Annotated in this window: 10 protein-coding genes; 7 read left to right on the forward strand and 3 right to left on the reverse strand. The window is 42.2% G+C overall.

The window, feature by feature from the left end; genetic code table 11:
- Nucleotides 1-69 precede the first annotated feature (69 nt).
- Nucleotides 70-459: a 1,2-phenylacetyl-CoA epoxidase subunit B gene (gene paaH / locus IPM47_06600; GenBank protein ID QQS30597.1), complete on the forward strand. Its 390-nt coding sequence runs from the start codon at nucleotides 70-72 to the stop codon at nucleotides 457-459.
- 24 nt (nucleotides 460-483) lie between these two features.
- Nucleotides 484-1242, forward strand: coding sequence for a phenylacetate-CoA oxygenase subunit PaaC (gene paaC / locus IPM47_06605; GenBank protein QQS30598.1), 759 nt, complete (start codon nucleotides 484-486; stop codon nucleotides 1240-1242).
- Nucleotides 1243-1336: 94 nt separating this feature from the next.
- Here the strand turns inward: paaC and serS are convergent, their stop codons facing one another.
- The 3 genes from serS to IPM47_06620 all read right to left on the reverse strand — a co-directional run bounded on the left by serS (nucleotide 1337) and on the right by IPM47_06620 (nucleotide 4576).
- Nucleotides 1337-2614 carry a serine--tRNA ligase gene (gene serS, locus IPM47_06610; GenBank protein QQS30599.1) on the reverse strand — a complete coding sequence of 426 codons (1278 nt, stop codon included), beginning with the start codon at nucleotides 2612-2614 and terminating at the stop codon, nucleotides 1337-1339.
- A 160-nt stretch (nucleotides 2615-2774) separates the two neighbouring features.
- Entirely contained in the window at nucleotides 2775-3023 is a 249-nt protein-coding gene (gene atpC, locus IPM47_06615) for an ATP synthase F1 subunit epsilon (protein QQS30600.1), read from the reverse strand.
- 41 nt (nucleotides 3024-3064) lie between these two features.
- On the reverse strand, nucleotides 3065-4576 hold the full coding sequence (locus IPM47_06620) for a F0F1 ATP synthase subunit beta (protein QQS30601.1): 1512 nt from the start codon (nucleotides 4574-4576) through the stop codon (nucleotides 3065-3067).
- 1194 nt (nucleotides 4577-5770) lie between these two features.
- Here IPM47_06620 and IPM47_06625 point away from each other — a divergent pair.
- The 5 genes from IPM47_06625 (at nucleotide 5771) to IPM47_06645 (ending at nucleotide 14686) form a co-directional block, all read left to right on the forward strand.
- Nucleotides 5771-9097: a T9SS type A sorting domain-containing protein gene (locus tag IPM47_06625; protein QQS30602.1), complete on the forward strand. Its 3327-nt coding sequence runs from the start codon at nucleotides 5771-5773 to the stop codon at nucleotides 9095-9097.
- Between the two features lie 89 nt (nucleotides 9098-9186).
- Complete coding sequence (locus tag IPM47_06630) at nucleotides 9187-11031, forward strand: T9SS type A sorting domain-containing protein (protein QQS30603.1); 1845 nt, start codon at nucleotides 9187-9189, stop codon at nucleotides 11029-11031.
- Nucleotides 11032-11594: 563 nt separating this feature from the next.
- Entirely contained in the window at nucleotides 11595-12101 is a 507-nt protein-coding gene (locus tag IPM47_06635) for a hypothetical protein (GenBank protein ID QQS30604.1), read from the forward strand.
- Nucleotides 12102-12392: 291 nt separating this feature from the next.
- A complete protein-coding gene (locus IPM47_06640) occupies nucleotides 12393-12908 on the forward strand; it encodes a hypothetical protein (GenBank protein QQS30605.1) in 516 nt (171 codons plus the stop codon).
- Between the two features lie 110 nt (nucleotides 12909-13018).
- Nucleotides 13019-14686, forward strand: coding sequence for a T9SS type A sorting domain-containing protein (locus IPM47_06645; GenBank protein ID QQS30606.1), 1668 nt, complete (start codon nucleotides 13019-13021; stop codon nucleotides 14684-14686).
- Nucleotides 14687-15537: the final 851 nt, after the last annotated feature.

The raw sequence follows: 15537 nt of genomic DNA on the forward strand, positions 1-15537 counted from the left end.
CTAAACAGCCTTGTGTAAAAATATCAGACCTGAGCCTTTTTTACTAAATCAACAACCATTTTCATTACCATGTCATCTTTAGACCCCCGAATTAACCGCTTAGATTTGGTAAAAACTGCAAACGCAGAAACCATCTCTCAACATCAGCATTGGGAAACTTACGAAGTGTTTGTTCAGGCAAAACGAGGTGGGCACCATACCCATGTTGGTTCACTTCATGCTGCCGATCACGATATGGCACTGATTTTTGCCAAAGAACAATTTGCCCGCCGCGGTCAATGTCATAATTTATGGGTGGTTAAGACCAGCGATGTTTTTGCCCTTGATACAGAGGATGCAGATATGTTTGCTGAAAACAATGAAAAAAAATATCGCAACCCGGGAGGATTTAAAGTAAGTGATAAAATCACCGCTTACAAAAAAAGCCGGAAACAGGATCAAACAGATAATAACGATTAACTTACTTAAACCCCGAATATCCTCATGAATACAGATGCTATTAAAGAACTGATTTATAAAATGGGTGATGATGCGTTAATTCTGGGACATCGCAACTCAGAGTGGACCGGTATTGCCCCGACTTTAGAAGAGGACATTTCTTTTTCGTCAATTGCACAAGATCAGATAGGACATGCCCTGGCATTATACACGATATTGCACGAATCATTAGGCGAACCGAATCCGGACATGATCGGGTTTGCCCGGAAAGAAGCAGCGTTTAAATGCAGTCATTTGGCGGAACTTCCCGGCGGTGAGTATGATTTCAGCCTGATTCGCCATTTTTTGTTTGATCACGCTGAAATGCTGCGTTACCGCGCTTTAGCCGAATCTTCCTATAAACCCCTTGCTCAGTTGGCCGGGAAGATTATAGGGGAGCTTAAATACCATATACTTCATGCAAATACCTGGGTGCGGCAGTTGGGCAACTCGACTGAAGAAGCTAAAGCGCGCCTGCAAAGTTCGCTCAATGTTTTGATGCCTTATGCTTTAGGGATGTTTGAACCCGGCCCGTTTGAGCAAACTCTTGAACAGGAAGGAGTTTTCATAGGCGAAGCTGCGCTTCAAACGCAATGGCTCGTTTCTATTGAGGCAGTTATTGGTCAGACAGCCCTGCAAATGCCCGACATTAAAACACTTACCCCTGTATTTGGCGGGCGATATGGCTATCATACAGAATACCTGAACCCGTTGTTGGACGAGATGACAGAGGTATTTAGAATTGACGAATCGGCTGAATGGTAGGGATTCCTGCAACAAACGATATTTGCAGTACAGACACCTGAACAGTAAAAAATCAGGATGTTCTGTTTGTCTTTTAAAGGCAGTTGCTAATTTTTTAATCTCCAATCTTGTCAAACCCGGTATAAGCCCGAAGCACTTCGGGAATGGCGATTCCGGTTTGGGTTTGGTTGTTTTCTAACAGGGCTGCAACAATACGGGGCAAGGCAAGTGCACTGCCGTTTAAACTGTGGAGCAGTTTGTTTTTTTTAGTCTCACTGTCCTTAAATCGCAGTTTTAACCGGTTTGTCTGAAAAGTTTCAAAGTTAGATACAGAACTGACTTCAAGCCATCGTTTTTGTGCGGCTGAATACACCTCAAAATCATAGGTCAGCGCAGAGGCAAACGACATATCCCCTCCACATAACCGCAAAATTCTGAAGGGCAGTTGCAGTTGTTTTAACAAGCCTGAAACATGTTGCACCATTGTCTCCAAAGTATCATAAGATTTGTCCGGGTGTTGAATCTGTACGATTTCGACTTTATCGAACTGATGCAGGCGGTTCAGTCCGCGCACGTCTTTTCCATAAGAACCGGCTTCGCGCCGGAAGCAGGGCGTATAGCCGCAAACCTTAACCGGCAGGTCTTCTTCTTTGATAATCTCGTCTCTGAAAATATTGGTCAGGGGTACTTCAGCAGTGGGGATGAGGTAAAACCCGTCTGCCCCGACATGGTACATTTGCCCTTCTTTATCGGGCAGTTGTCCTGTTGCATAAGCGCTGTCTTCGTTGACCACATGCGGTACCTGCATTTCCAGATACCCGGCCGCAGTGGCTTCCTTTAAGAAAAAATTGATCAGCGCCCGTTGCAGTTGAGCGCCCTTTCCAATATAGACCGGAAATCCCGCACCGGTTATTTTTACACCGAGTTCAAAATCTATGAGCCGGTATTTATGGGCGAGATCCCAATGAGGAACTGCATGTTCAGGCAAATCGGGCAGGTTGCCATGCGAATATACCACTTCGTTGTCTTCGGGCGTTTTGCCAACAGGCACTGATTGGTGTGGCAAATTGGGGAGTTGAACCAAAGCTTCGTGCAAATCAATTTCGTTTTGTTTGGCTTCCTGCTCTAATTGATTGACTGTTTCTTTGATGGCTGTGGATTGTGCTTTAAGTTGTTCGGCTTCTTCTTTCCTGCCGGATTTAAATGCGTCTCCCACTTCTTTTGATAAAGAATTGATTTGACCTAAAGCGGCATCTAAAGCATGTTGGATGGTTTTGCGCTTTTCGTCTAAAGCAACAACGGTATCAATCAAATTCAGATGGGCGAAATTTTTTACCGAAAGTCGTTTTTTAATCTCATCCGGGTTGGTTCGTATCGCGGTCAGTTCCAGCATAAAGGATTTTTTTAAGTGCGCAAAGATAGGTAATTCTTAAAATGCTGCCAGAAAAAATAGAACGTGTTTGTTTTAATAGAAACAGAAAAACCCCCGATGTTGCCAAGGGCAGTCAAATCGGGGGTTTCCGTTATTATATCGCGCGAAATATGCGCTGAAATTATAGTTCAGTGGCGGATTCGGCCAAAACAATGACATTGTTATTCAACACTTCGGCAAATCCGCTGCTGATGTCAATGAGTTTCACGGTTTTACCGGTTGTAATTTTAATGCGTCCGCTTTTTAGGGCTGAAATCAGGGGGGCATGCCGGTCAAGCACTTCAAACATGCCATCAATACCGGGAAGCTGAACGCGGTCGGCTTGGCCTGAAAATACCTTTTGGTCGGGGGTTATTAATTCGAGGTTCATGTTTTGAGCCGGTTAAATCTTTTTAAAAATCGGGTAGGGGATTAATTGTTTTCTGCCTCAGCAAGTAATTTCTTGCCTTTTTCAATGGCATCATCAATAGTACCGACTAAGTTGAAGGCTGCTTCGGGATATTGGTCTAACTCACCATCCATGATCATGTTAAATCCGCGGATCGTTTCTTCAATCGGCACAAACACTCCCTTTAATCCGGTAAACTGTTCGGCTACGTGGAATGGCTGAGAGAGAAAACGCTGAACGCGACGGGCACGAAGTACGACCAATTTATCATCTTCGCTCAATTCATCCATACCTAAGATGGCAATGATATCCTGAAGTTCTTTGTAGCGTTGCAAAATGGCTTTTACCCTTTGAGCAGTCTGATAATGTTCTTCACCGACAATGTTGGGGGTCAGAATTCGTGAAGTTGACTCTAACGGGTCAACGGCGGGATAAATACCAAGAGCGGCTAATTTACGGCTCAATACCGTAGTAGCGTCAAGGTGTGCAAAGGTAGTAGCCGGTGCGGGGTCGGTCAAGTCATCAGCAGGTACATATACAGCCTGAACTGAGGTGATTGAACCGCGTTTGGTGGAGGTGATACGCTCCTGCATCAACCCCATTTCTGTAGCCAAAGTAGGCTGATAACCTACTGCCGAGGGCATACGTCCAAGAAGTGCAGAAACTTCGGAACCTGCCTGTGTAAAGCGGAAGATATTGTCAATAAAGAAAAGGATGTCGCGTCCGCTGCTGTCGCCCTCGTCTCCGTCGCGGAAATATTCGGCAACGGTCAACCCGGACAAGGCCACACGGGCACGCGCTCCGGGAGGTTCGTTCATTTGTCCGAAAACCATGGTGATAAAGGATTCTTCGAGCAGTTGGTTGTCAACTTTGCTTAAATCCCATGCGCCGGTTTCTTCAAGGTTGTGAATAAAGTCTTTACCATATTTTACCACATTTGCTTCGACCATTTCGCGAAGCAGGTCATTTCCTTCGCGGGTACGCTCACCAACACCTGCAAACACAGACAATCCGGAATAACCTAATGCGATGTTGTTAATCAACTCCATGATTAATACCGTTTTACCTACCCCGGCACCACCGAACAACCCGATTTTTCCTCCCCGCAGGTAAGGCTCTAACAGGTCAATTACCTTGATACCCGTAAAAAGTGGTTCAGCTTCGGTTGAAAGGTCTTCGTAGGCGGGCGGCTGACGGTGAATGGGGTAATGCTTCTCAGATTTGAGCGCTCCAATTCCGTCAATTGTATTGCCGATTACATTGAAAAGACGACCTCTGATATTATTGCCTACCGGCATTCGGATGGTCTGGCCGGTATCTACTACTTCCAAACCCCGCATCAAACCGTCGGTAGAATCCATCGCAATGGTACGAACGCTGTCTTCTCCTAAATGCTGCTGACATTCTAATACTAACTTCGTTCCATCTTCCCGGATTACCTCTAAGGCACTCAAAATCTCCGGCAAATGACCGCTTGGAAACGATACATCTATGACCGCACCTACAATTTGCTTAATTTTACCTGCTTTAGCCATGTTTATTGGTTCTGATTATAATCTTTTTTAAAATTTGCCGCAAAGATAGAACTTTTGCCTCAATAAAGCAACTTGACCTCTAAATTAAGGACAAAAAAACGGCTTTATTTTGAACCTGATATTCATCAGTCATACCTTATCTTTTTTAAAAGTCAGTCTCCCAACTTGTGTAATCATAATTCCTGTGAGCCTTTTGAATAATCACACCCTGCAATTTGGCGATTCAGAACTGCCCTTTACATTCTTGGTGATAGTTTGGTGCACGCAAATTTTAGGGTCTGCAAAATCTTATTGCGCCTCTGCATTGGGTTATTGTGCCTCCGCAATGCTACTAAGTATCCCTGCAATACTTTAAATCACCTCTGCATAGGCTTATTGCACCCCTGCATTGGGTGAATGTACCTGTGCATTGCCTTAAATCACCTCTGCAAAGACTTCATGCACCCCTGCATTGGGTTATTGTGCCTCCGCTTTGCTTTAAATCACCCCTGCAATAAATCAAATCACCCCTGCAACAGGTTAATGCAACCCTGCATTGACTTAAAGCCCCCCTGCAATAAGTTATTGTCAACCCTTTTTGCTACTCTAAATCTTTTTTTTTTGCAATAGTTACTGGGGAGGTGACGGTGGTTAGGTAGTGAAAAGTGAAAAACTAAAAGTGAAAAGTGAAAAACTAAAAGTGAAAAGTGAAAAGCTAAAAGTGAAAAACCTGAAAGGGTTGAATGTGAATAACCGTATGTTAATTGTCAATGGTTAATTGCCAATTGTCAATTGTCAGTTGCAAGAAAACCCTGTAAGGTAGCTTTTTTAAAAACCTCAAAGTTTTGCCAAACCTATATGGATTGACAAATTCAGACAATCAGCAAAAACATAGGATGTTTCGGAAACATTTTATGTTTAAACAAAGTGAGGCAACCCAGATAAATTATTTTTCGTTAAGAAAAGCAGGCATTTGATGCTAAAAAAAACTTTTTTTCAAAAAAAATGAAAAAAAGTGCGATTTTAAACTGATTTTTTTCTGTGAAAAGGAATAATATAAGTAATGCACCAGATAAACTCTTTCCTGAGAGAAAGATAAACTTAAGATGATGCAGATTTTTAACCAAAACATTTATTTTTTATGAACAAAAACCAAAACTCGTTTTTTCGCTTTTTAGCGATTGTTTGCATTAGTTTAATTTTTAATGGGGGGGGGTGAATAACCTTTTTGCACAAGAGTTTGCCGTCGGCTCTTTGATAATGCCTCCTTGTGAGCCTGCCGGAATTTGTATAGATTTTCTTGGCTGTAATGTTATTTGCAACAATACAATTCAGAGGCAGCCATGCATCTACTCTTCGACACCTTTGCCAACCGGAATTGCGGGTATATTTTATGCCTGCGATTTCCCCATTTTTGGATGGGGACAGTCTGCCGGCACATGCGACTACTTCGAAAACAGCCCTCTTAACCCAGACGACGATATGACAGGTTCTATTGGTGTTTTTGGCGGCAATGATTCGTTTTCTTATCCAGACCCTATAATTCCTTTTTTAACAATTTGGGTGTATCCAAGATCTGAAGTACCATTTTTAGTAGCAAATATTCAACCCAATACAAATTATTTATTGAGTTATGTTCGGCGTAGTGTTAACAACATAAACATAACTACTGGTGCCGCCCCTCTACCTTTAATAGCTGAATATGATTTAGAACCTACTCACTTAGAAATAGCCACCTATAATTGGGAGAATTTACCCTGTGTTTCCAGTAGTCAAGTATTATCACAATTGCCTCTTACTGGAAGCGTATCATTACTATCAGATAATCATTTTGGCGGTGCGAACCCTGAATTTGCTTGGAAACAGATAATTGCAGCTGTAACAACCGGCAATACTCCTACCCACAATGCCTTATACTGTTACATAAGAAGAGACATCTCACCCGAAGGGGGCTATTACATTCAAATAGACCACTTCGAGATGATACCCGATATTTTTATCAGCAACCAAACCGTTAATATGACCTGCAACGAAACATCTGTTACTATTGGCGACCCTTCGCTCTGTGCGAATACAGATTTGTTGAACATGCGCTATCGTTGGTCTGAATCAACAGACGGCGGTAATACCTGGACGGCCTTATTTAGTTTCGATAATCAAACTTCGATTGCTGTTGCGCCGGATGTCCCCACACAATATAAATTAACCAGATATTTTCCTGATTTTTTTATCGCACCTGATGGAACTCAAGTGCCCATCTCCACAATTAACGGAATTACCGGAACTGTAGTTAAAAACGCCATTATAACTGTAATACCTTATTATCAGGGCTTCGGTGGCAGTTTGGATTATACGGCAACAAACAGCGCACCCACATTGTGGACAAACGGCAGCAATCAGCTAAACAACTCCAATACAGCTACTACACCACTGTTATTTGGCGGTACGCTTACTATACCTACCGGGGTAAACATAGTTATAAGTGGCATGAATATTGAATTCGGGCCTTCTGCCCGAATTGTGGTACAACCGGGTGCAACGCTTTCGCTTCAAAACTGCCATTTAACCGGCACCTGCAACCAAATGTGGCAAGGAATACAAGCTTATGGAAACAGCAGTGGAAATTTCGGCAGAATTACTACTCCCAATGATGGTTCAACAAATATTATTGAACACGCTGTAACGGGTATTTGTACTTTTCAATACCCCATTTTAAACTTTACCACTATTAACAACAGCCTTGCTTCGATACCCGATTTTAATGCGCTTACAGGCATAGTAAATCTTGTTTTTACTAACTTATGGACACCGGGTGTTATAAACACCGCAAATGCCCAATTGCAATTGCACAATGTACGCTTTGTTGATTGTTTTATGGGAATAAACAACAGTTGGACACCCAGCAATAATGATGTGTATGAAAACTGCTTATTTACCACCACGGGCACGGGATTGAGATTTCCCTTTACTGGTTTTTCGCGCGGCGAAGCAGGTATTTTTGCCGTTTTTAACCAAACGATGTTAATTGAAGGCTGCAGTTTTCAGAATATGAAATTTGGCACCCGAACCAACGGCACACAAAATTTAACCATGATACCCGAAACTGTAACCACAACACCTTGTATATTCAATAACTGTTTGGTAGGCATATCTTCACGAAATTTTACCAACACTGCATTTCCTAACTGCACCATAACCGATAATACTTTTATAAACTGTGGCACCGCGATACAAACACAAGGCAGCAATGCAACAATCAGGCGAAACAATATCAGTAATGGGCAGGGAACAGTAAGTATGGGTGTGTTTTCTTTAGGTTCTACCTTTACCATTGCCAACAATAATATCAGCAATACAACTATTGGCGTTGCCGTTACGGACGACGATTTAGCCGGCGGGCGGGTGTTTGGCAATAACATACAAAATACAAACGGAGCCATTATGAGCGTAGGCAGCAATCTGATTACTCAAATACAATGCAACAACTTAGTAAACTACAACTATTATGCTATTGCTTCCGTGCCTTGGGCTGTTGCTGCCCAAATTGGCGATTTGGCAGACCAGGGAAATTGTGTGCCTACACCTTTTGTACAACCCGCAGCCAATGTTTTTACACCGCCCGCCACAGGGGCCATATTAGACGATGTTTATTTATTTCCCATAAATACCAGCCAGTTTTTCTACCGCGATTTCGACGATCAACTCCCATGGACCGACCCTAACTTTAGCATGTCGCCGGGGGTGTATCAGTCTTGTGGAGCCGTTTCTCCCTTTTTAAACTCTACATATTGCGGAAGTATCAGCCCTATGATACCCTCCGGCGATGTTAAAAACCTGACTGATATACATTTGCGCGATTTGATGACCTGCGCATGGGCTAAAGAATACGGCATGGCAAAAGATACGGCTAATTTATTGGCATTTTTGCAGGAACTGAATACGCCTGTTGCCCAACGCTATTTGCTGCAATATGAATTGCAACAAAAAAACCTGCCCATTGTAAACCAATTGCTCCAGTTATTACCCTTAGATCGGGAGGAAGACATCAGCTACCACTATTTTTATGATTTGCTTTACCGTTTAGAGCAAGAACAGCGGACTTTTTTTGAAATTACACCCGAAGAAGAAAGTGCCTTGCTACAAATAGCCGACAGCCGCAGCCAAACGGCTTTTAAAGCCCAAACGATGTTGTATTTAGCACGAGGGCTAGAATTTGAAGTAACGCTGCCCGAACTGAACTGGCAGACTGCTTTTAAAAACGGTAAGCCCGACAATAACAGGACAGTGCTGCTACAACCCAACCCTGCCCAAAACCAAGTAACGGTTACCTACAATTTAGACAACCAAGCGCAAAGCCCTCAAGCACAAGTGCAATTGTATTTTTATAATGTATCGGGCAAACTGGTATATCAAACCACATTACAAGGGGCAGGCACAGAAAGCATATCTGTTAATGCTTTTCAAGCCGGCATTTATTTTTGCCAGATTATAGCCGGTAGCGGTAAAATACTGTCGCACCAAAAATTAGTAATTGTAAAATAAATTCTAAACTCACATTTGTAACCATAGATGTAGCGGTAACTGCATCCGCTTTATCTGTGGTTATCATGATACACTAAAATCTATCGGTCATGAAAAATATAAACTTGCTTTGTGTTTTGCTGCTATTTATGAGCTGTATTGGCATCGCTCAAAGTAAATATTTTGAAATATCATACAACTGGGACGACAATAACAACTCAAACGGTTGGTCTATTCTAATAAACAATGCCGGAAACTACGTAATTGGCGGCAATACAAAAGACGACAGCCTGTTCGCAGAGGATTTCCGTCCTTTTTTATTAGAGATGAATAAAGAAGGACAAATTTTGAGTGTACACGAATATATTCATCCGAGTAACTACCCCAGTTCCATTTTAGATTTTGATTATAATGGCAGCGAATATTTTTTGGGGGGATGGATAGCTAGCCCCAATCCAAATGTGTATTATATGCTACTTGATTTAAACTTTAATCTATTAAAAGTTAGCGAAATAGGGAGTTATGAGTTTCAGAATAATTGTCAATCTGTGTGTAAAACATCTGATAATGGATATTTGTTAGGAGGTCAATATGGATTCACAGCACCGACCGATTATTCTCACCCATATTTAATTAAAACAGACAGCACAGGCCATAAACAATGGGATACTATTTACTACAACTATGGAAATCCCTATAACAGTTGGATAAGGGATATACAACCCGACCCCGATGGTGGCTACTATCTTATTGGCAGTACCACTGCTACGGGCTTTATAGGCGACATACTATTAATGAAAATTGACGAGCAGGGCAATGAACTCTGGCATGAAATTTATGACTACAATCTTTTTGGAGAAGAAGCAGTTGCCGAATGGGGAGGCAGTATTTTGGTTTGTTCAGGAGAAGGGCTATTAGTAAGTTCTGTTCACCAAAACTATTTAGCATTTCCTATAAAACCTCGAAAAACAATACTAATAAAACTCGATACAAGCCGAAATATAGAATGGGATACTTTTTATAATACCGACTTTGATGGGTTTCAGGCTGCTCGCGTCATCCAAGCTACTGATGAAGGTTTTGTATTTGCAGGCTTGCAATTTCCAACTTCTGCGAGTAATAATGTAAAAGCAATATTGGCCAGAACCGATGCCAACGGCAATCTTTTATGGAAAAGATTATATGACTACGCAGGCTTTGACAACTACTTTTATGATTTGATAGGCACCCCCGACGGAGATTTTATTGCCTGTGGGCGTACAGAGTACTACGATTTTCCGGCGGGTATTGGCCAAGCCAATCTGTATATCGTTAAAACCAACTGCATGGGTCTGCTCACCGAGCCGGAGGCAGCTTTTGCCTACGAGCCTTTGGGCAGCAACGAAATACAGTTTACCAACCAAACCCTCTACGCTTACCCCGACAGCATAGACGGCGGCTACTATCGTTGGGATTGGGGCGACGGCAGCCCGCCTTACCTCTGCGGGCAAGGCTACGACCTCTGCTCCGGCAATATCCTGACCCATCAATACCCGGCTTCCGGCACTTATACCACCACCCTCACCGCTATCGTCTGTTCAGACACTTCCTTAGTACAGGCACAGATAGATACCGAAGGCGGGGGCGGCACGGTAGGATTACCCCCTGACATGCCACCCCCCGACCCACTAAAGGGCGAAAAATCCTTACAGGTTTACCCCAACCCCGCCACAAACACCCTCACCTTTCAACAGGTTTCAAAGTCCCCTTCAGGGGATTTAGGGGTGAACGGGGCAGGAGATTTGGAAATAAAACTACACACCCTCACCGGACAAACCGCCTTGCAAACCACCCTTGCCGCAGGCGAAACAAACAAAACCATTTCGGTGGCCCATCTTCCGGTTGGGATGTATCTCTATGAGGCCGAGCAATCGGGCAGTGTGTTGGCGCGGGGGAAGGTGGCGGTGGTTAGGTAGTGAAAAGTGAAAAACTAAAAGTGAAAAGTGAAAAACTAAAAGTGAAAAACCTGAAAGGTGGTAGTGTTTAAAATCCTTATAGGTTTGGCAAACCTATAAGGATTGACAAATTCAGACAATTAGCAAAAACATAGGATGTTTCGGAAACATTTTATGTTTAAACAGTTTCAGGCAACCCATTTAAACTATTTTTCGTTAAGAAAAGCAGGCATTTGATGCTAAAAAAACTTTTTTTCAAAAAAAATGAAAAAAAGTGCGATTTTAAGCTGATTTTTTTCTGTGAAAAGGAATAATATAAGTAAGGCACCAGATAAACTCTTTCCTGAGAGAAAGATAAACTTAAGATGATGAAGAATTTTAAACCAAAACATTATTTTTTATGAACAAAAACAAAACTCCGTTTTTTCGCTTTTTAGCGATTGTTTGCATTAGTTTAATTTTTAATGGGGGGGGTGAATAGCCTTTCTGCTAATAGTTGTCTTCCGGATGAAATTCCGGAATTAACAGTTATTTTAACTGATCGATAATGAGGACATACTCATAAATGAAGATTGTCCTTTAACTTGGATTTACATGGAGATGGGTTTTTTACAACTAATTCCCTGGCAGAAACTGCTACAATAGGAAACGACCATCTTCTAGAGTTTCTTATATGTCCACAGTTTATTGTTCCAAATACCGCTTGTGATTTCTCTAATCTTGGCATTGACGGCTGCTGGCATTTTTGGGGTGGCGGTGTTACTCCACCTCAACCCCCATACCCAGTTCCCGTTAATTTAGATTGCTATTTTTCGCTTTCCGGAGATTATGTTATGTTGGTTAGAGCATGGACCGATTTTCCATTAGACGGCACACCTGATACTTTTGGTGGAGAAAGCGATACCGTTTGTATCAATGTTCAATTTAGTGAGGAATTGGAAGATTTTTCTATTTTCATAAACTCTGAAGCTCCTTATTGTATCAATGACACAATTATTTTTACTATACCCGAGTACATTGTCAATGTTGCCGATGATATAATTTGGGGAGTTTTAGAACCCGGCGCTACCATAGAAGATATTTTTAACTAGGACCCCATTGAAGACTGCGAGCAGTTTGAACTAATTCTCACAGAAGATGGCACTTATATCGTAACACTATATGTTTATTACGATGGAACAGAATGTCCTGATTCTGTTCAAATTAGTATCCTGGTAGAAGTAACAGACGACCCCTGCATTTGTATATCGCCGCAGGAGTTTTTAGTAAACCCCGATAGCCCCGGTATTCAAAATAACGAAGATACCGACTACCGCCCGGCTTATATAGCTACATCAGGTGTATGGACAGCTACCAGCAACCCTTTTATTACCGGTTATGGGTTGCCTTCCGGAGACGATTTATACCTGAATGTTGACCTCATCATTCCTGCGGGTGTAGCTCTGACAATTAGCCAAATGAACATTCATTTCGCGCCCGACCGAAGAATACTGGTGCAAAGAGGAGCTATCTTAAATTTAATAGGAACTGTCGAAAACCCTACGCGCTTATTTGGCTCCTGCGGCAGTATGTGGCAAGGCATACAAGTAGAAGGCACTCAAACACACCGGATATTTCTACCAGGCAGCTTTCCCTACAACTATGGCATACTCAATACCCGAAATGTGCATATTTATGATGCCATATTCGGCGTAACCAATACCAAACTGCCATTCATGGACGTAAATGAATTAGCCAACCAAATTACCTCACTCACTGCCAATCCCATCGTGCCGGCGGATATGTTGTTTGTACCTTCTATGGTAAACATCCCTCCTTTACGTCGGCATCATATCAGATCCAGAGGCAATGGACTTTTCGGGCGGTATGCTCCAAATCAGCGATGCACAGTTTATTAACTGCCTGGAAGGCGTATTGATGCCTTGGGTTTAAAGGAACCTGCAATGTAATACCCTCTGAATTCTGTGAAGGATTCATTCAATCATCTCAATTTACCTCTACCGGCAGTTTGGCTTACCCCTTTAATGACCCCGATCTTATTCAACGTACCGAAGCCGGTATTCATATATTATCCTACTTTCCACCTATAAACGAGCGGCTGAATATATCCGGCAACCGGTTTGACAACCTCAACTATGGCATCAGAATTGCCGGTACGGAAAGAACAGATATTGACCACAACCAATTTGACAATTGCTCTGTGGGTATCTCTATCTTGAACTACACCTATACCAGCCAGTACATGATTCAAGACATCAACATCACCCACAACGAGTTGAACAACTGCAATATAAACATGCAGCTCTCCCGAACCCAAGCTCGTATTGTGCAAAATACAATTAATAGTACCTATATACCACCCTCCGGCGGCTTAACAGACGCAAATAATATCGGTATATTTATTCAGGGTTCTAACGCGCAAGTGCTTAGCAACACCATCAATTTTGTGCAGGCCGGCGTTGTTTTATTGAGCAACGATACCGACCCCATGCTGGTGAGCAACAACAGTTTTAACGCCAATATTGTGGGCGTGTTTGCCTATGGCAATAACAGACATGTGCAAGTGGTATGTAACGATTTCAACATTTACGCCGTTGCAATGTATGCCCTCAACTACACCTCTTCGTTTTTCCTTTATCCCAATGAAAATGGTATTTTGAGCGACCAAGGTAATTGCAACCCAATAGCTCCTCAACCTGCCGACAATTTCTTTGGGCAGTTTTTAGGCACATTAGGTTGGCATATTGTAGCTACGCCATATCCGGTACCCAATAACTTTATTTACTGGTACCGAAATGCCCCTGGTTTTGTACCTACTGTAACTGTAGGTGAGGTAACACCGGTAGAATGTATACCTCCTTTTGTACCATTACCTCCTCGCGATATTTTATGCGGCATCATAGGCAGCGAAATGATAATGGAAGACGAAGAAATTCGCAACCTTAGCGATGAGGGTATCAAAAACTACGAGGCAATGAAAAAGGTATATTACTACGTATATGACCAAAACGATACCTTAGCTGCCGAAGGACTATTGGAAGACCTAGATACCTATTTTGGCGACAGGCTGTTACTAAATCACTACCTCATAAAAGGCAATTTTGAAGCCGCAAACAACATACTTGTCAACCTGCCCGACGCAAGAGAAGAAGAACAACGGTTTATTCAACTCTACCAAATATACACAAAATGGCGACTTAGCGATCGCGACCTGTTCCAAATAACAACAGCCGAAGAAGATACTATACGCCAAATAGCTGCCACCACCACCCAAACCGCCACCGAAGCTCGCACCCTTTTGTATCTGCTGCGAGGCGAGGAGTATCCTATAGACCTGCCCCCTATTGCCGACCTAATCGACTCCAGTCTGTTCCAAAATGTGCTAATCAATTTTAAAGGTGGTGCTGCCGCCAATGCCATAGGGCAGACCAAGGTGGGTAACCCCTATCCTAATCCAGTAAGTAACCAGATAAGTATTGACTACCGGTTACCCGAACAAGAAAAAGCTTCCATTAGTTTTTTCAACGTTCAGGGAGTAGAAATAAGTACTCAACACATTAGCGGTAACGGAACCTTGCAATTTGCTACCGATAAATGGAGCAAAGGTATGTATTTCTACCGTGTTATGCTCCCGAATAACGAAATAATATATGGTAAAATTGTAATTATTAAGTAATCCTTTGTTTTTCAACATAGATGGCTGTTTTTAGTAGCCATCTATGTTATTGTTATAAATACTAAAACAAAAACAATGAAATACTTTTTATTGCTTATTTCAACCATCATATTTTTTACCTTAGCTTCGGCACAAAACAAATATTGGGTTCAACTCATAAAATACAGTGATGTTCAAGAAGGCAAAGGCATAATAGTTGAGCCAGATCACTATATTTTAATTGGAAGTCATGGTAACTATCCTGATTTTTTGTGGCAAGGGTATATCACAAAGTTTGACTTTCAAGGCAATGTGATAGATAATAAGGACTATCAAAATTTGAATGGTAATTTTGTATTTCAAAGCATAAAGCAATCAGAATGGGGCTATTATTGCACAGGTTATCAATATACCCCCACACCTGTTGAAATACAGCAGCCTATATTACTTCAGTACAATACTTTAACTGAAACAGAGAGTTTAGTCATGGTGGGCACTGAAACGCTTAAACCAAGTGGACGAGCAATCACTATGAATAATAATAGCGATTTTATTATAGTGGGTATAGCCGTTGACACTACAACTGCTGCTTGGCAACCTTACGCCATAAAAATAGACAGTCTAGGCAATGTGATATGGGAGCAGGTTTACGACAACTACCCGTTGCTCAACTGGCTAACCGATATTGTACCCGTACCTAATGAGGCAGCCTATTATGTATATGGTACCGTTGGCTACAATGCATTTAACAGCGATATGTTAGTTGCCAAGATAAGCGATGCTACCGGTGAAATGCTTTGGGATACTGTCTACAACTTTGGACCTACTTATTGGGACGAAGACGGCAAAGATGTGAGCGGTAGAATGATTAG

This window comes from Sphingobacteriales bacterium (assembly GCA_016700115.1).
In the GTDB taxonomy this organism is placed as follows: domain Bacteria; phylum Bacteroidota; class Bacteroidia; order Chitinophagales; family UBA2359; genus UBA2359.

Bases quoted from the DNA above. Each gene is read 5' to 3' on its own strand.
- paaH (QQS30597.1), top strand. From the start codon at position 70: ATGTCATCTTTAGACCCCCGAATTAACCGCTTAGATTTGGTAAAAACT.
- paaC (QQS30598.1), top strand. From the start codon at position 484: ATGAATACAGATGCTATTAAAGAACTGATTTATAAAATGGGTGATGAT.
- serS (QQS30599.1), bottom strand. From the start codon at position 2,614: ATGCTGGAACTGACCGCGATACGAACCAACCCGGATGAGATTAAAAAA.
- atpC (QQS30600.1), bottom strand. From the start codon at position 3,023: ATGAACCTCGAATTAATAACCCCCGACCAAAAGGTATTTTCAGGCCAA.
- IPM47_06620 (QQS30601.1), bottom strand. From the start codon at position 4,576: ATGGCTAAAGCAGGTAAAATTAAGCAAATTGTAGGTGCGGTCATAGAT.
- IPM47_06630 (QQS30603.1), top strand. From the start codon at position 9,187: ATGAAAAATATAAACTTGCTTTGTGTTTTGCTGCTATTTATGAGCTGT.